The organism is Marinoscillum sp. (genome assembly GCF_040222955.1).
In the GTDB taxonomy this organism is placed as follows: domain Bacteria; phylum Bacteroidota; class Bacteroidia; order Cytophagales; family Cyclobacteriaceae; genus Marinoscillum.
This window is the reverse complement of record NZ_JAVKCA010000022.1, coordinates 256,348-273,592: the sequence shown is the minus strand read 5'-3', so window position 1 is coordinate 273,592 and position 17,245 is coordinate 256,348. Positions and strand designations below refer to the sequence as shown.

16 protein-coding genes are annotated in these 17,245 nt (G+C 44.1%); 13 read left to right on the top strand and 3 right to left on the bottom strand.

The annotated features are described in order from the left end of the window. The first annotated feature begins 152 nt into the window (after positions 1-152). The 4 genes from RIH33_RS20540 to gldN are packed head-to-tail and all read left to right on the top strand — an operon-like array spanning position 153 to position 4,567. Positions 153-1,187, top strand: a complete 1,035-nt coding sequence (locus tag RIH33_RS20540; RefSeq protein ID WP_406651981.1) for an SUMF1/EgtB/PvdO family nonheme iron enzyme — start codon at positions 153-155, stop codon at positions 1,185-1,187. A 37-nt stretch (positions 1,188-1,224) separates the two neighbouring features. Beyond that, a complete protein-coding gene (gene gldL, locus RIH33_RS20535; RefSeq protein ID WP_406651979.1) occupies positions 1,225-2,037 on the top strand; it encodes a gliding motility protein GldL in 813 nt (270 codons plus the stop codon). 31 nt (positions 2,038-2,068) lie between these two features. Next, on the top strand, positions 2,069-3,718 hold the full coding sequence (gene gldM, locus RIH33_RS20530) for a gliding motility protein GldM (RefSeq protein ID WP_406651978.1): 1,650 nt from the start codon (positions 2,069-2,071) through the stop codon (positions 3,716-3,718). A gap of 12 nt (positions 3,719-3,730) precedes the next feature. After that, on the top strand, positions 3,731-4,567 hold the full coding sequence (gene gldN / locus RIH33_RS20525) for a gliding motility protein GldN (RefSeq protein ID WP_406651977.1): 837 nt from the start codon (positions 3,731-3,733) through the stop codon (positions 4,565-4,567). A 38-nt stretch (positions 4,568-4,605) separates the two neighbouring features. Here gldN and uvrC read toward each other — a convergent pair whose 3' ends face one another. From uvrC to RIH33_RS20510, 3 genes are read right to left on the bottom strand one after another with little or no spacing between them, the layout of a single operon-like run. Beyond that, positions 4,606-6,408, bottom strand: a complete 1,803-nt coding sequence (uvrC, locus tag RIH33_RS20520; RefSeq protein ID WP_406651975.1) for an excinuclease ABC subunit UvrC — start codon at positions 6,406-6,408, stop codon at positions 4,606-4,608. A 6-nt stretch (positions 6,409-6,414) separates the two neighbouring features. Further along, positions 6,415-8,694 carry a penicillin-binding protein 1A gene (locus RIH33_RS20515; protein WP_406651974.1) on the bottom strand — a complete coding sequence of 760 codons (2,280 nt, stop codon included), beginning with the start codon at positions 8,692-8,694 and terminating at the stop codon, positions 6,415-6,417. Next, positions 8,691-11,249 (bottom strand): tetratricopeptide repeat protein, encoded by a 2,559-nt coding sequence (locus tag RIH33_RS20510; protein WP_406651972.1) that lies wholly within the window; start codon positions 11,247-11,249, stop codon positions 8,691-8,693. The genes RIH33_RS20515 and RIH33_RS20510 overlap by 4 nt, the downstream gene beginning before the upstream one ends. 97 nt (positions 11,250-11,346) lie before the next feature. Between RIH33_RS20510 and RIH33_RS20505 the strand changes: the two genes are divergently transcribed. The 9 genes from RIH33_RS20505 (at position 11,347) to atpA (ending at position 17,233) form a co-directional block, all read left to right on the top strand. After that, positions 11,347-12,213, top strand: a complete 867-nt coding sequence (locus RIH33_RS20505; protein WP_406651971.1) for a M23 family metallopeptidase — start codon at positions 11,347-11,349, stop codon at positions 12,211-12,213. A gap of 20 nt (positions 12,214-12,233) precedes the next feature. Next, a complete protein-coding gene (locus RIH33_RS20500) occupies positions 12,234-12,650 on the top strand; it encodes a polymer-forming cytoskeletal protein (RefSeq protein WP_406651969.1) in 417 nt (138 codons plus the stop codon). After that, positions 12,607-12,840 carry an AtpZ/AtpI family protein gene (locus tag RIH33_RS20495; protein ID WP_406651968.1) on the top strand — a complete coding sequence of 78 codons (234 nt, stop codon included), beginning with the start codon at positions 12,607-12,609 and terminating at the stop codon, positions 12,838-12,840. Before RIH33_RS20500 ends, RIH33_RS20495 begins: the two co-directional genes overlap by 44 nt. Further along, positions 12,837-13,205 carry a hypothetical protein gene (locus tag RIH33_RS20490; RefSeq protein WP_406651967.1) on the top strand — a complete coding sequence of 123 codons (369 nt, stop codon included), beginning with the start codon at positions 12,837-12,839 and terminating at the stop codon, positions 13,203-13,205. The genes RIH33_RS20495 and RIH33_RS20490 overlap by 4 nt, the downstream gene beginning before the upstream one ends. Before the next feature lie 19 nt (positions 13,206-13,224). Then, the gene (gene atpB / locus RIH33_RS20485) at positions 13,225-14,265 is read left to right on the top strand and encodes a F0F1 ATP synthase subunit A (RefSeq protein ID WP_406651966.1); all 1,041 of its coding nucleotides are present in this window, start codon (positions 13,225-13,227) and stop codon (positions 14,263-14,265) included. 33 nt (positions 14,266-14,298) lie between these two features. Further along, a complete protein-coding gene (gene atpE, locus RIH33_RS20480) occupies positions 14,299-14,499 on the top strand; it encodes an ATP synthase F0 subunit C (protein ID WP_159585451.1) in 201 nt (66 codons plus the stop codon). A gap of 77 nt (positions 14,500-14,576) precedes the next feature. After that, a complete protein-coding gene (atpF, locus tag RIH33_RS20475) occupies positions 14,577-15,071 on the top strand; it encodes a F0F1 ATP synthase subunit B (RefSeq protein WP_406651965.1) in 495 nt (164 codons plus the stop codon). Between the two features lies 1 nt (position 15,072). Then, entirely contained in the window at positions 15,073-15,618 is a 546-nt protein-coding gene (gene atpH / locus RIH33_RS20470) for an ATP synthase F1 subunit delta (protein WP_406651963.1), read from the top strand. 37 nt (positions 15,619-15,655) lie between these two features. Further along, positions 15,656-17,233, top strand: coding sequence for a F0F1 ATP synthase subunit alpha (atpA, locus tag RIH33_RS20465; protein WP_406651962.1), 1,578 nt, complete (start codon positions 15,656-15,658; stop codon positions 17,231-17,233). Positions 17,234-17,245 lie beyond the last annotated feature (12 nt).

Sequence of the window (17,245 nt, the reverse complement as noted above, 5' to 3'; positions counted from 1 at the left end):
ACAAGGTTCGATAGTTGGTCGAATTTTGGGGAGAATTGATGTTAAAGCTTGTGTTAAAACAGGATAAGGTTATATATTTAGGCTGACTAAGTCACAATAATTTTTGTTAAAGTTTGTTTATTTTACATACTTGCAAGTTCAAATAAGGTGTTATGAATAATATGCGTGTTATAAAGTTTTCTACTTTAGCCGTACTAGCTCTTGGTGTTTTGCTGCAAAGCTGTGGTCTTTTTGGTGGAGGATCTACAGATAGAGGAGAGCTTGTCGGGGTATTAGATCGGCAGGGCTGGGAGATGACCCGGCCGTTCGGTATGGTGGCGGTACCTTCCGGTACTTTTCACATGGGCCAGGCAGATGAAGATGTCGCGGCTACTCAAATCAATTTTAATAAACAGGTGACCATAGGTGCGTTCTTCATGGACGATACCGAGATCACTAACAATGAGTATCGTCAGTTTACTCAGGCCATCACTGAGGGATCTGAGGTGGATTTGCCTGCTGGCTATTCAATTGCAGACCTGATGCCTGATACCACTGTATGGACTTCAGACTTCACCCATCACATGGGAGATCCGTTGGTGGTATATTATTGGTCACATCCCGCTTTTGATGACTACCCGGTAGTTGGTGTTGACTGGAATGCAGCTCAGTATTTCTGTGTTTGGAGAACTCAGCACCTCAACGAGTACCGTCAAAGTTTAGGGATGCCTATTATGCCTGCTTTCCGACTACCGTCTGAAGCCGAGTGGGAATATGCGGCAAGAGGAGGAAGAGACATGGCGAAGTACCCATGGGGAAATCCATATGTAAGAAATCAGAAAGGGTGTCTTTTAGCTAACTTCAAACCAGGTCGAGGAAATTATTTCGATGATGGCTTTGCCTACACTTCGCCGATCAACACATACTTTTCCAATGACTATGGTTTGTATGACATGTCTGGAAACGTGGCAGAGTGGTGTGAAGATGCTTATAATCCATCAGCGATGCCATTGGTTTGGGATTTGAACCCTACCTATTATGACGAAAGAATAGATTTTAAAATTGTCCGCGGTGGTTCATGGAAGGATATAGCTTACTACCTTGAAACAGGAACAAGATCATTTGAGCACAGAGACACAGCCAGATCCTCTATTGGGTTTAGATGTGCGATGACTTATCTTGGTAGGTCTTCTGGATATGAATTTTAAACTTGATAAAAATTACTAACCTAAATATTTCAACAAAATGAGCAAAAAAGGCGGATTCGTAGAGCTTCTTTTCAGCACAATAATGCCTAAGATATACGGTATCGGAGCGGCAATAGTAATTGTTGGTGCTATGTTTAAAATTCTTCACCTTCCGGGTTCGGGACCTATGCTTGGTATTGGTCTTACGGTGGAAGCGGTGATCTTCTTCCTGAGTGCTTTCGAGCCAGCACACAAGGATCCAGATTGGTCAAAAGTATACCCTGAGTTGGCTGACGACTATGATGGCCCTGCTGCTGCACCAAGAAAGGTGACAAGTGGTGGAAATAACACCGGAGTTGCTGCAGGAATGGATAAAATGCTGGCAGATGCAAAAGTTGGACCTGAATTGATTAAGAGTTTAGGTGATGGCATGAAGAATCTGGCGGATTCGGCCTCTAAAATGGCTCAATTGGGAGATGCTGCTTTAGTGACCAATGAATATGCCAAGAATGCCAAGGCGGCTTCTAACTCACTCGTAGAGATGAACAAGTCATATGCGACTTCTATGCAGGCAATGTCTGCAATGGCAGAAGCTTCTAAGGATACGAAGGAGTATCATAGCCAGGTGCAGAACGTTACTAAGAGTTTAGGTGCATTGAATGCAGTGTACGAAATGGAATTGAAAGATGCACAAGGCCATGTGAAATCGATGAATAAATTCTATTCAAACCTGACCCAGGCTTTGGAGAGTATGGGTGAGGCTGGTAAGGAGACTTCAGCATTTCAGGCTCAGCTTAATACACTTACTACCAATATTGCATCCCTCAACAAGGTATATGGCAATATGCTGAGCGCAATGAAACAGGGGTAATTTTCCAACACAAGCTTAAACTAAAAATAATATGTCTGGAGGAAAGGAAACGCCGCGGCAAAAATTGATTGGGATGATGTACCTGGTGCTAACAGCTCTGTTGGCATTGAACGTCTCCATTACAATTATTGACAAATTTGTATTTCTTGACGATTCGCTAGTAAAAGCTAACCGTGAGAGTGAGGAAAGAAATGGTCAGATAGTTGAGAGTATCATTAAAACTGTTGATGATTCGGGCAATAGAGAGGACGATGTGAAGGTTGCCGAGTTAGCTCAGGATATAAGAACTGAGACCTCCAAAATGCTTAAGGAGCTAACCGAACTCAAAATTGCCCTGGTTGAAGAATCAGGTGGTTATGAGGAAGGAAAAAGTCCTGAGTACCCTGGTGATGCAAAACACCTGATCGGTAAAACTGATTACTCCACAGTTGGACATTATATGATGCCCGTGGAAGATGGAGGTCAGGGTTATGGTATAAAACTGAAAGAGCGACTCAATCAGTTCCCTGAGCTATTAAAGGAGAAACTGAGCGCTATTGGTGCATCAGAGTCAGATCTTGCGGCTTACAAAAAGATTGCTGTAGATGCAGATGAAGATCCGGTGTATAAGGAGGATCCTAATCAAAAGGGTAAGGCTTTTGCTGATCTGGCATTTAGTGATTCTCCAACACCTGCAGGTATAGCTACCATCAGTGAGTTTCAGTCAAGGGTTTTAGGTTATGAAACAAGAGCTTTGGATTTCCTCTCTGACAAAGTGGGAGCAGGTGATTTGAAGTTTGACGTCATTGTGCCAATGGTTAAGCCTGAGTCGCGATATGTGGCTGCAGGTACCAAGTACACCGCCAAAATGTTCATCGCTGCATCGTCTTCAGGAGTGACTCCTACGATGACTTATGATGGAAATGAAATTGAAGTGGATGCCAGTGGTCAGGGTCTTGTAGAGTTCACAGCCAACTCATCAACATTTGATGCAGAAGGATTGGCAAAGAAGACTTATGAGGCAGCAATCACCGTAACACTACCGGGAGGTAGGGATACGACGTTTACAGATGTTGTGGAGTATTTTGTGGTGAAACCAACCATTCAGATTCAATCTACCTCTGTGAATGCGCTTTATCTGAGATGCGGTAACAACTTGGATGTACAGGTACCTCAGCTTGGGGTAGCCTATAATCCTGCTTTCTCCGCTACTAACGCAAAGACTTATCAGGGAAGTGCTAAGGGACAGGTGACTATTGTACCTACTTCTACGGAGCAGGTTGTTCTGAAAGTTTCAAGTAATGGAAATCTGATTGGTTCGCGTGAATTTGGAGTACGAAGAATTCCAGCTCCGACCATCACCGTTTATACGGATCAGGGTGAAGTAAATATGAAGACTGGTATATCTGCTAAAACACCAAGGTTGTACATCAAGGCTGTGCCCGATGAGAGTTTTCAGCAATTCCTTCCGGAAGATGCTAAGTTCCGGGTGGCCGAAGCTCAAATCACTTTGGTTAGTGGTGGTATCGGAAGAACTACGATTACGGTGGGTGAAACAGCCAACCTTACAGCCATAGTTTCTCAGGCCAGAAAAGGAGACCAGCTTTCAATTGAAATTAGGAAGGTACAAAGACAGAACTTTAGAAAAGAGGTTGAGGATTTTAATAACTATAATAGATTCATCAACATCTCTCTAAATTAATTCAGATAGGTTATGAAAAAATTTTGTTATGCACTGTTGATTGGGTTACTGACTGTTCCTGTTTTGTATGCGCAGGAGGTAAAGATACCCATCATTAAGCCTGAGGTTCAGGAATCTCAGATCATGTTTCAGAGAATGGTTTGGAGGAGAATGGATTTGCGCGAGAAGCAGAACATGCCTTTTTTCTCAAGAAATGGAGAAATATCAAGGCTACTGCTTGATGCGGTGGAAGCCGGATTATTGAAGCCATATATGACAGATTCTTGTCTGAACCTGATGCCGGATAGTGTTTTTAAAACCAAGACAACTGTAGAGCGCCAAGGCGGTGGTGATTTTGGTGGAGGCTTTGGTGGAGGCTTTGGTGGAGGTTTCGGTAACGAATCTTCTAGTCAGGCACAGGCCAGTGGGCCTCAAACCGATCCAATTCCAAAAGATGTATTTGATGTAATGTATATTAGAGAGGAAGTGATGTTTGATAGAAACAGATCACGAATGTACTGGTACATCAGGTCTTTGACCATCGCATTGCCTGGGAGAGCTGGTTCTACATGGAATCCTGCAGGATTTGAGAACCAGATCGCTCATTTTAAATATGAGGATGTGGTGGCCTTGTTCAGAGGACCCTACGCTGACAAAGCCATTTGGTACAATAATCAGAATCAGGCGGCACATAGAAATTATGGAGATGCTCTTGAGTTAAGATTGTTTTCAGCGCCAATTATCAAAATGTCCAATGCACAAAACCTTGATATCAGGCAGTTAACCTCTGATCCTTTTGATGCGGTAATGCTTCAGCAAAAGTATGAATACGATCTGATGGAGTACGAAAGCGAGTTATGGGAGTACTAGTGACTTCTTGAAAAAGATATTTTATAAAAAGGGATCGTTTACGATCCCTTTTTATGTTTGAAGTAAGTGGTAAGAATATTGGCCCTGGACTTACCCACAATTTCGGCTAGCTCTTTCTCCTGAGCCAATTCAATCCTTTTCATGCTTTTGAAGTGGCGGAGTAATTTTTCCTTGGTGACACTCCCAAGACCTTTGATATTGTCCAGCTCCGATTCAATACTGGCTTTGCTTCTTTTAGACCGGTGAAAGGTGATGGCAAACCGATGGGCCTCATCCCTCAGGTGCTGGAGCAGTTTCAGTGCTGGTGATTTCTTGCTTATATGCAGAGGGATTGAATCTTCCGGATAGTAAATTTCTTCAAGCCTTTTGGCAATGCCTACGATGGGTATCTTTCCATATAGACCGAGTTCCTTCAGGGGCTCGCAGGCAGCACTTAACTGGCCTTTTCCCCCATCTATTATCACCAGATCTGGTAGCGGGAGGTTCTCCTCTTTGAGGTATTTGTATCTCCGTCCCACCACCTCTCTCATACTGGCAAAGTCATCAGGTCCTATCACAGTTTTAATGTTGTATTTGCGATAGTCCTTTTTGGAGGGTTTGCCATTTTTAAAGCAGACCATAGAGGAGACAGGATTCGTGCCCTGAATATTACTATTGTCAAAACATTCTATGTGCTTTGGCAGGGTCTTTAACCCCAGGTCCGCTTGCAGCTGTTCCAAAATTTTCTCGCTGCTGGTTTTCTTACCCTCACTCCTAACCAGACGATCATTCTTGAAAAAGAGGGCATTTTTGAGTGAAAGGTCTAGCAGTTTCTTTTTGTCTCCGATCTTAGGTTGAGTGATCTCTATTTCATCCCAGCCATTGATTGGGCGGTTGCTAATGATTTCGCTACTGGAGCTGCTGTATTTATTCCTGAGACTAAATAAGATCAACTGGAGTAGCTCTTCTTCTGGTTCGTCTAGTTTCCTTTTTGACTCTACAGTCTCAGACATTCTGATGGTGCCATGTTCGATCTTCATATAGTTGAGGTAGTATTTATTACCATCACCTATCACACCAAAGATATCCAGGTCGCTGATTTTAGGATTGACGATTAAGGATTTGGACTGAAAATTATCGAGATGATCAAGCTTTTGTTTGAAATCCTGTGCGGATTCAAACTTTAGCTCTTCGGCGGCATTTTGCATCAGTTCTTTGTAGCCAGCTTTCACAGTGGAAATATTGCCTTTCAGAATGTGATGAGCGCTTTGGATGTCCGCCATGTAGTCTGATTCATCCTGTAAGCCTTCACAGGGGCCCAGGCAGTTACCGATATGAAATTCCAGGCAAACCTTGAATTTGCCCTGACTGACATTTCGTTCTGAGAGGTTGAAATTACAGGTGCGGATTTTATAGAGCTTTCTAAGTAAGTCCAGCACCCCGTTCATGGCTTTTACACTGGTATAGGGGCCATAATAGATGCCTTTAGTTGGGTCTATGCTTCGGGTGGAGAAGATTCTTGGGAATCGCTCATTCGTAACACAGATACTGGGAAAGGTCTTGTCGTCTTTTAGGAGGATGTTGTATTTAGGCTGATTCTCTTTGATGAGACTGTTCTCCAGTAATAACGCATCGAATTCGCTGTTTACAATGATGATTTCGATGCTTTCAATTTCACGAACCAGCTTGACGGTTTTTCTGCTGGCCTGGTTTGATTTATTGAAATAGCTGGATACCCGCTTGAGAAGATCCTTTGCCTTCCCAACATAAATAATGGTGTTGGTGAGGTCATAGAATTTGTATACACCTGGCTGATGCGGAAGCTTTCCGTATTCTTTGGTAGAAAATTTGTGTGATTCCATGTATTGTTACATGATATCGTCTTCGTCGATCAGGTCAAAACGAAGTGAATCTGTAGGTTGGAGTACATCATTATATTTATCACAATCCAATTCGACACTGATTGGTTTCAAAGGTTTGTCAAAAGGACCCTTTTGGTACCCTAATGTAGGGTCAGCATATACTTTGAGCATGAACCTTTCCCAAATGGGCATAGCGGTTCTGGCGCCCTGACCCATTGCCCAGTATTTGAAGTGAATGGATCGATCATCGCCACCCACCCAGGCGCCGGCTGCCAAATCTTTGGTGACTCCCATAAACCAGCCATCAGACGCATTTTGGGTGGTGCCGGTTTTGGCAGCAATTTCGTTATCCATCCGGAGTTCTCTGTCCAGTACCATACCTGTGCCCCCAGGCTCCTCTGTAGTTCCCTTGAGCATATGGAGCATTAAGTAGGCTGTCTCTTCATTCAGGGCCTCTCTGGTTTCTGGCACAAACTGTTGAATCACATTGCCGTTTTCATCTTCTATTCTAGAGATGAAAAAGGGTTTGGTATAGATTCCTTTATTCACGAAAGTGGAATATGCAGCCAGCATTTCCTCGAGCGAGACATCCCCCCCGGCACCTAATGCAAGAGCGGGAACCGGAGCGAGAGGGCTTTCTATTCCCAATCTTCTGGCATACTCTATCACAGTTTCAGGTTTTACCTGCTTCATCACAAAAGCAGTTATGCTATTGACAGATCGGGCCATGGCCTGACGTATGGTCATGACTTCTCCACTAAATTTTCCGCTGGCATTGTCAGGGGTATAGGTCGGCGGGTCCTGTCCGGGCATGGCAAATGTCACCGGGGCGTCCACCACCGGATAGCATGGAGAATAGTCATTGTCTATGGCTACGGTGTAAACAAAGGGCTTAAAGGTTGATCCTGGTTGTCTCTTACCCTGACTAACATGATCGTATTTAAAATACTTGTGATTAATCCCGCCTACCCAGGCTTTGATGTTACCGTTTTTCGGATCCATGGCCATGAAGCCGGCCTGTAAAAACTTTTTGTAATAGCGCAGGGAATCATAGGCACTAAATACTGTATCTATCTCACCCTCCCAGCTGAATACAGTCATCGGTTTTTTCTTTTTGAGCAATATTTCTACAGAGTCTGATTCTCGTCCATAGGTACTTACCAATGCGCGATACTGGGGGGTTCTTTTCATGGCATTTTCGATGAATCCCTCCAATTCATTTCCATTGTCATCAATCCATGGGTTGCTTTTCAGTGCGGCCCAATGATTGTCAAAAATGGACTGCAAGGTATCCATATGCTCCTGCATGGCCTGCTCGGCATATTCCTGCATGCGACTATCTATGGTGGTGTAGATTTTGAGCCCATCTTCAAACAGGTCATAGCCATGCTCTTTCGTCCAGGAAAGTAAGAAGTTACGGATCACAAACCGGAAGTAAGTGGCCAGCCCCTCGTTGTGATTGTCTACCAAATAGGTCAGCCCAAAATCTGTTGTTTTCAGACTGTCAAAAGTCTCTCTGGTTAGCAGCCCGTACTTTTGCAGGTTATACAGAACCTCTGTTCTTTTAGCGATCGCATTTTCAGGGTTCAGGATGGGACTATACCTGGTAGGTGCGTTGATGGCCCCTACGAGAAGTGCCGCTTCGCTATAGTTGAGTTGTGAGGGGAGTTTGTTGAAAAAAGTTTTGGCAGCAACTTTGATTCCGAAGGAGTTACTTCCATACTCCACTGTGTTGAGGTACATGGCCAGTATTTCCTCCTTTGTGTAGGACTGTTCAAGCTGGACAGAAATGATCCATTCTTTGAGTTTGGTAATAATTTGGCCGACGGACGAGTATTTGTAAAGTGAGCCACGGTTGGCAGAGGAAGTGCTATAGAGATTTTCAGCCAACTGCATGGTAATGGTGGAGCCTCCTCCATTGAACTGAAATGTAAGTTTGCCGATTATTGCCCTCAGCAGGCCTTTAAGATCTATTCCGGAGTGCTTTTTGAAACGAATATCCTCCGTGACCAGAAGGGTATTCACGAGTTCGGGAGACAGCTCCTCGTAAGTGACTGGAGTCCGGTTTTTTCTATAATACTTTCCCAATGAAACCCCGTCCGCACTGATGAGCTCCGAGGAGAGGTCCGGGTCGGGCTTCTCAAGGTCCTGTAGGCTTGGCAGGTCTCCAAACCACCCATTGGTATCATGCTTGACCATATAGAAAAGCGATGGAATGGTGATGGCAGCTCCTAAAAAGAGAACCCACAGCACGATGACAATGATTCTGAGCGTTCGTTTATTCATTGGGGATAGTGTTTTTCAAAGAAATTCAGGTAGGCGTTGACGTCTTTGGTTTGATAGAAGATATCGAAATTATCCTCTGTAATCACAAAACTGTATATTTTTTCTCCCTTATGTAAGTCTTTCAGCGAAAGCTCAGTGTTGAGTAAGGTGAGAAATTTTTCTGCACTCCCCTTCGCAGGAAACTCATTGATCAAAACCAGGGCATGATCCTGATTGAGGATGAGGTTACCGGTGGTCAGACCAAAATTCCTGGCTTTAATAAATTCTTCCACTTCCAAAGGGATCTGCTGAGTCAGCTGGTCATTGTTTGGGTAAACCACCACCAAATAGTGCTTCTGCTTAAAGTACTCAACAAAGCGGGCCTTTGCACTGTTATATAGATTGATTTGATAGTCTTCGCTGGTTTTAACCAGTTTTTGAGCATAGGGGATTAATTCACTTTCCGGATAGGTTTTGATGAAGTTATTGAGCTCATATTGGTACTTGAACTGACCTTCCATTTCTCCCATGTTTAGGACGTTGAGCAACGCAATGTTATCACTGAATGAGTTTTCAGGATACAGACTGAAGGCGCTGTCCAGGAGGTATTTACTTTTTTGGTAATCCTTGTCTCTGTATAATCTGTAAGCTTTGGTGTAAACCTTTTTGAGCTGTTCGGTGGCAGCCTTGCTTTCCTCCCTGTAATTGGGGTTGTCCACAAGCTTGGCATATATAGACTCAGGGAAGCCACGTTTCAGTTCATTGGATTTGAGTGTAGCCAGCTCAATGTTGGTATCCTTGTAAAGCAGGTAAAGCTGATAAAGAACTTCCGCTTTATATTCTGTTTGAGGAAACCTGGCAATGAGTGTTTCAAAAGTCTCAATGGCGTTGGCATTTTCATCCAGTTTGAAATTATAGATGCTCCCAAGGTTGTATAGCGCCTCTTCCACTTCACCCAGCAGTTTGTTGATTTCTTCCTGACTCGAGGGTACGGAGGCGAGCATTTCGTCCACCATTGTCTGGAGGGCATCATCTTCATTAGGTTTTGAACTGGTCTCCTGTTTGGCTAACTCTTCACCCTCTGCTCCGGTCGTTATTTCACCACCAGCTTTGAGGCTTCTTCTCCAGTTGTCCTCCAGAGGCCGACTACCCCAGACACGCTTGAATTCTGCAACACCTTTGCCTACTGCTGTGGTATTGTAGAAATACCATGTGGCACCGGGAGCCAGGTTTGCACCTATCAGATCTCCCCCTTGTTGATCAAAGACCGTGCTCTGCTGGCTGGCACGTTTCGCCTCTTTCTTCTTTTTGGCAGCCTCTCTTTCCTGCTGCGCTGTGGCCACTGCCGTGGCGAGTGCCAAAAGTGAGTCTTGCGGGAGTTGAGATAGGGTTACCAGGCTGTCATTAGTTTGAATAGTGACAATTTGTTTGACGAAATCATTTAGAATCCCTTGCCTCTGTTTGATTTTATCAAAGTTCTCTTCATCCTTTGGCATGGTGGAGACAGTGCTATCGTAATAATTCTGAGCTAACACAAAATTTTTGAGGCTGTCATAATAAATCTGACCAAGTTTCAAATACGAGTACGCTTTTTGGCGCTTATTTTTTACTGAGGATTTTACCGATTCTTTGTAATAAGCAATGGCCTGGTCCAGATTGCCCTGCTTTACTTCAAAATTGGCCATCTCATAATAGATTTTGTCCTTGTACTCCGTGTTTTTGGTGTCTTTTAGGAGTTTTTTGAAATATTTCTGGGTTCTCTTGATATCACCAGAGCTCGTGACCTGCGTCACCTGTGCCATGTTTAGTTTGGTGTAAAAGGCCAACTCATAAACGGGATTATTTTTTAGGCAACTTTCATAATAGTTATAAGCCTCAGCTTCAAATCCCAGTTGCTGATACACCTGCCCGATGATAAAATCGATTCGGGCTTTATCTGAGTATTTGGTCATTAGCTCTTCAGCGGCTACCAGATGCTGTACCATTTGATCCAGGTCTTTGCGCTGCTGAAACAAGTAGGCCCGCACCATGCTCAGCTCCTTCTTGTTTTTGTTGTTCATCTTCTCCTTTTTCAAGTAATCAGAGACAGCAATGGCATTATTGATTTCGTTGAAGTCTACGAATGATTTAATGAGCTCAATGAGCGCGGCATGTCGGGCATCGTCATTTTCGCTGTGCTTATTAACAAACTTGAAGGTCTCTATGGCATCTGCAAACTCTAATGAGTAGTACCTGGCTTTGCCCACCAAAATGTAAGAGTCATCCTCCCATCGGGAATTTGGGTGTCTTTGAATGGCTATAGAGGCTTTTTCAATGCAGTCTTCTATCTGTGCCTCCAGGCTCTTGGCATCATTGGAGTCTATGGGCACGTAGATTGGAAGTACCTTGTTATAATTCCATTGATAGTTGTCATACACACTTTGCTCAATTTCATTCATCAGCTCATTGGCGATGAAGTAAGCGTTATAGTGTGCAGTTATATTTTGATACGCAGTGCTCACAGGCCCGCTGCTGTAGGAGCAGCCAGCTACCAACAGGGTAATTAAAACGAAATAAGTTATGAGATTAATGCGCACAATAGATATTTGCAAATTAACGTATATCCCTAGAGAATCTTGTAAAGATAAAACAGTAGGGTTTCAATATATTTGACACTTCATAAATTTCGCTGATTTGGCTCCTAAAAAGACTTTATCCAACTGGCTCACCAACAGGTACCTTCTGATCATCAGAAACGAAGAGAACTTCGCGGAAAAAAAGACCATCAGTTTCAACTATGCCAGGGTGATTCTGATCTTGACGGTGGCTTTCACCATTACCCTTCTGGTGTCGGTATATATGGTCACCGTGGTGCTGGAGCAGTGGCTGGATCCCCGCTATGCCATGATGCAGTCCAACAGGCAGCTGGTGGATCTGACAATGAAGATAGACTCCATGGAGTACGAGATGGCGGTGAAGGATCAGTATTTGAAAAATATAAGGATGATCATCGGCGGGGATGTGGACGTCCTCCAGGCCATGGGAGAGGATCCGGAAAGCAATGCAATGAATTCAGGTGAGCTGGGGTTTCAGGAGAGCATCCCCCCCATTGACTCTCAATTCAGGGCCGAGTTTGAACAACAAGATCTGGGAGTGCTCACTTACGAAACCAGCAGCTCGGAGGAGTTTCGGGAGTTGTTTCTCTTCACCCCTATGGAGGGCATTATTACGGATGGCTTCAACCCTAAAAAAGATCATTATGGGGTGGACATTGTCGCCAAGGAAAACGAACCCGTAAAGTGTGCCGCGGACGGAGTGGTTATTTTTTCCTCGTGGACACTGGATAGTGGCTACGTGATTGGCATTCAACACAGAGGCAATTTGATCTCTGTTTACAAGCATAATTCGGAATTATTGAAAAACGTTGGTAATTTTGTCAGTGGTGGTGAAATAATTGCAATTATTGGCAATACTGGTGAACTTACCTCGGGGCCTCATTTACACTTTGAATTATGGCACAATGGTAATCCGGTGAACCCACAAGAATACGTGGCCTTTTAAAAAAACTAAAACATAGACCCATGTTTAACAAGCAGGAACAGAAAGTAGCGGAAGAAATGAGCAATTCGAGTAATATTATCGGAAAAGGAACGATTCTCGAGGGAAGCCTTGAAACTTTTGGGAACATCAGAATAGAAGGTAAGGTGATCGGGAATATCAAAACCAAATCCAAGGCGGCTTTTGGTCAATCCTCTCAGGTGGATGGAAGCGTACTGGCACAAAATGCTGAGGTCGCCGGACATATTACAGGTACAGTGGAGGTGACTGAGGTGTTGGTGTTGAAACCTACCGCGGTGATTGACGGAGACATCATCACCAACAAGCTCATCGTAGAGTCTGGTGCTGTGTTCAATGGTGGATGTAAGATGGGTGTGAAGAGTAAAGAAATAAAAATTGGCAAAGCAGAAGAAGGACCCCTCCTCAAAGCACAATCCTAAAGTCGAGAAAACCTATGCCAGGATTTCAGGGATTACCTTTGAACTTCTGGCCATCAATCTCGGATTTATCATGGGGGGCTATTATCTGAATGAAAAAGCTGCGCCGGCATTTCCTTGGATTTTACTCCTTGGAGTGTTTCTCTCGGTGGCAGCCACAATATTTTACCTGATCAAGAAATTCGGCTCGTGAAGAAGTACCTGATAACCTCAACAGGGATCTCCCTGGCGTTTCTACTCACCTATTACTTTTTCAACGAGCCCCTTTTTCAATCCTATTTGCACCAGCAGTTTCCTGCATTGATTCTGTTTTTTTATCTCCAGTCCCTGGCTGTATGGTGGATGCTGCGACTGGGTGAAAAGTCCAACTGGGAATCCCCGATTTATGTGCTCGGTGGGGTCACCTTCCGGTTTCTTACCGGTCTTTTCTTTTTGGCTATTCTTTTTATCATGAAAGTGGAAAATATCCGACCGCTCATGATTCAATTTATCGTCCTCTATTTGGTTTATTTAATCTTTGAATTATTTGCTGCATTACCTAACTTGCGGCGGAATTGAGGAGATAACCCTTTTACTAATGAGTCAAGAGAAAACCGCATCCTTTCCTAAGTTTTTGAAATCCAGTTTATTACTAGTCGTTTTCGGACTCCTGATAATCCAAACTGGATATGCTAAAGATCCGGTGGAAGGGGAAGCATTTGATCCCAGTGAGATGATCAATCATCACATCATGGATTCCCATTCCTGGGAGATTTTTCATGGCTTGAGTCTGCACCTTCCGGTGATTATATACAGCGAGGAAAAGGGTCTGGATATTTTCTCTTCCAGCAACTTTTACAACGAGGCTCATGAGGTGGTTCCTTTTAATGGGTACGTGATGGAGCATGAGCACATTGCGCTAGAAAGCGGTGCCCATGTTCTGGATTTCTCCATTACCAAAAATGTTTTCTTCTTATTCATTAATGCGTTGGTAATGATTATGATCTTCATGGCTGTGGCCAGAGGTTATAAGAAAAATGCCGGCCGAGCGCCGAGAGGGATACAGTCCTTCTTTGAGCCAATCATTATTTATGTAAGGGACGAGATCGTGAAGCCTAACATTGGGCCGAAGTATGAGCGATACCTGCCTTACCTTCTGACCTTGTTTTTCTTTATCTGGTTTGGTAACCTGCTGGGACTTTTGCCTGCTGCAGCCAACCTCACAGGAAACATCGCCGTGACTTTAATACTGGCGATTGCCAGCCTGGTGATTACACTGGCTTCAGGAAGAAAAACCTACTGGATGCACATCTTGGATCCATTGGGCAATAGCATGGGGTGGCTGGCTAAGTTTCCATTGTACCTCATCTTGTGGCCTATTGAGATTATCGGAATTTTCACAAAACCATTCTCATTGATGGTTCGACTTTTCGCCAACATTACGGCGGGTCACATCATCATATTGAGCATATTAAGCTTGACATTCATTGCGCAGAGTTTTGCAGTGGGAGTGGCTGCTACCCTTTTCGCGGCAGTCATGAACCTGTTGGAGCTGTTTGTGGCACTGTTGCAGGCTTATGTATTTACTTTGCTGTCAGCCATGTATTTTGGTCAGGCAGTTGAAGAACATCATCATTAAGAATTTTTTTTAAACCATATAAATAATAAAGTAATGGGAGCAATTGGAGCAGGTTTAGCAGTACTAGGTGCTGGTCTTGGTATCGGTATGATCGGTAAAGGAGCAACAGACGGTATCGCTAGACAACCGGAAGCCGCTGGAAAAATCCAAACTGCGATGATCATTGCAGCAGCCTTGATTGAAGGTGTTGCACTTTTCGCAGCTGTAATTGGATTTATGTCTATCGGAAGCTAATTATTCAATTTTGATCTGGTCTTGTTTGCATTAGGCATCAAGACCAGATTTTATTTCAGACATTTAAAGAAACTGACGTGGAACTAGTAACCCCGGGTATAGGATTAATATTTTGGCAAACGGTCGTTTTCCTTATTGTCTTCCTCATTCTTGCTGCTTTTGTATGGAAGCCAATAGCAGGAGCGCTGAAGGCTAGAGAAAGCCAGATAGACGATGCCTTGAAAGCTGCAGATCTTGCAAAAGAAGAGATGGAGCAGATCAAATCTGACAATGAGTACCTTCTACAGGAGGCGCGAGCTGAGCGTGATAAGATACTGAAGGAGGCTACTGATACTGCTATTCAAATCAAAGAACAAGCCAAGAGCGAGACTTCTGCAATCGCAGAAAAGCTGATTGCTGATGCAAAGGCCAGCATTGAAACAGAGAAAAAAGCTGCGTTGGCCGAGGTGAAAAACCTGGTGGCAGGCCTGTCTGTGGAAATTGCTGAGAAGTTGCTCAGGGAGAAATTGTCTGATGATAAGTCGCAAAAAGCGCTCATCGACAAATTTTTGAAAGAAGTAAAAGTAAACTAAGATGTCTATTACCAGAATAGCAGCCAGATACGCCAAGCCCCTGTTGGAGCTGGCCGATGAGAAGAAGGTAACGGAAGCAGTGAAAAATGACCTGGTCAATTTTTCAGAGATCTGCGCGTCCAATAGAGACTTTGTGCTCATGCTAAAGAGCCCCATTATCACCAATTTCAAAAAGGCTGAGATTTTGAAGCAGATTTTCGATAAAAAAGTGAATCCATTGACGGCCGCTTTTTTTGACATAGTCACTCGCAAGAACAGAGAGAAGTACCTCCCGGAGATTGCAAAGGAATTCATGGTACTCTATAACCTCAAGATGGGCTATCAGAATTCCACTGTAACCACCACTGTGAAGTTGGATGAGGATATGAAGAAGGCTTTTGAAAAGCTGGTTACAGAGCTTTCCGGTAAGAAGCCACTATTAAATGAAAAAGTGAATCCAGAGTTGGTAGGAGGATACATCCTGCAAATGGGCGATCAACAAATAGATGAAAGCTTAAGTGGCCACCTGGCTGACCTTAAGCTTAAATTTCAAAAAGAAACGATTTAATTAAACCCGTCCGAGAGGACAACAAAAGGATAAGATTATGGCAGATGTTCGACCTGATGAAGTTTCAGCGATCTTAAGAGAACAGCTCTCTCATTCAAAAACAGAAGCTGAACTGGAGGAGATCGGAACCGTGCTTCAAGTAGGAGATGGTGTAGCTCGTATCTATGGATTGACGAAGGCCCAGGCCGGAGAGCTTTTGGAGTTCAACAATGGCCTGAGGGCGATGGTATTGAACCTGGAAGCCGATAATGTCGGAGCAGTACTTCTAGGAGAGTCAAGTGGTGTGAAGGAAGGAGATACCGTAAAGCGAACTGGTAGAATTGCTTCTATCAAGGTTGGCGATGGCATGAGTGGTCGTGTAGTGGATACCCTGGGAAATCCAATAGATGGAAAGGGTGCTGTTCAGGGCGAACTTTTCGAAATGCCACTCGAAAGAAAGGCGCCTGGTGTAATCTACCGGGAGCCTGTAAGTGAGCCTCTTCAGACGGGTATTAAGGCGATTGACGCGATGATTCCTGTGGGTAGAGGTCAGCGTGAGTTGATCATCGGTGACCGTCAGACAGGTAAGACTGCTGTGGCTATCGATACCATCATCAATCAAAAAGAATTTTACGATAGAGGGGAAACAGTCTATTGTATCTACGTGGCCATCGGTCAGAAGGCTTCTACTGTGGCAGGTATTCAGGCAGCATTGGAGAAGGCTGGCGCCATGGCCTATACGACGATTGTAAGTGCAGCCGCTTCTGATCCTGCTCCTATGCAGTTTTTTGCGCCATTCGCTGGAGCGGCCATAGGGGAGTACTTCAGAGATACTGGCCGTCCGGCACTGGTAGTATATGATGACCTTTCTAAGCAGGCAGTTTCTTACCGCGAGGTTTCTCTTTTGCTGAGAAGACCTCCGGGACGTGAAGCATACCCTGGGGATGTATTCTATCTTCACTCAAGACTTTTGGAGCGTGCGGCTAAGGTGATTAACAATGATGCCATCGCTGCTCAAATGAATGACCTTCCGGAATCATTGAAAGGAAAGGTAAAAGGAGGAGGTTCTTTGACCGCCCTTCCGATCATTGAAACACAGGCTGGTGACGTTTCTGCCTATATTCCTACCAACGTAATTTCTATTACAGATGGTCAGATCTTCCTGGAAACTAACCTATTCAACTCAGGTATTCGTCCTGCAATCAACGTTGGTATTTCGGTATCACGTGTGGGTGGTAACGCCCAGATCAAATCCATGAAAAAAGTGGCCGGAACGCTGAAGCTTGATCAGGCTCAGTTCCGTGAGTTGGAGGCTTTCGCCAAGTTTGGTTCAGATCTGGATGCTTCTACCAAGCGTACGATCGACAGAGGAAGAAGAAACCAGGAAATTTTGAAGCAGGCTCAGTACTCTCCATCTCCCGTAGAGGAGCAGATAGCGATCATTTATGCTTCTACTAAAGGATTCCTGGATAAGGTACCTGAGGTAAAAGTGAAGGCTTTTGAGAAAGAATTCCTAACGATATTGAACAACGCACACAGGCCCGTATTGGATGCCCTGAAAGCAGGCAAATTGGAAGATTCATCTACAGAGACCATTGCTCAGGTGGCTAAGGATCTGGCAGCACGATATATCTAAGAAATAAACCGA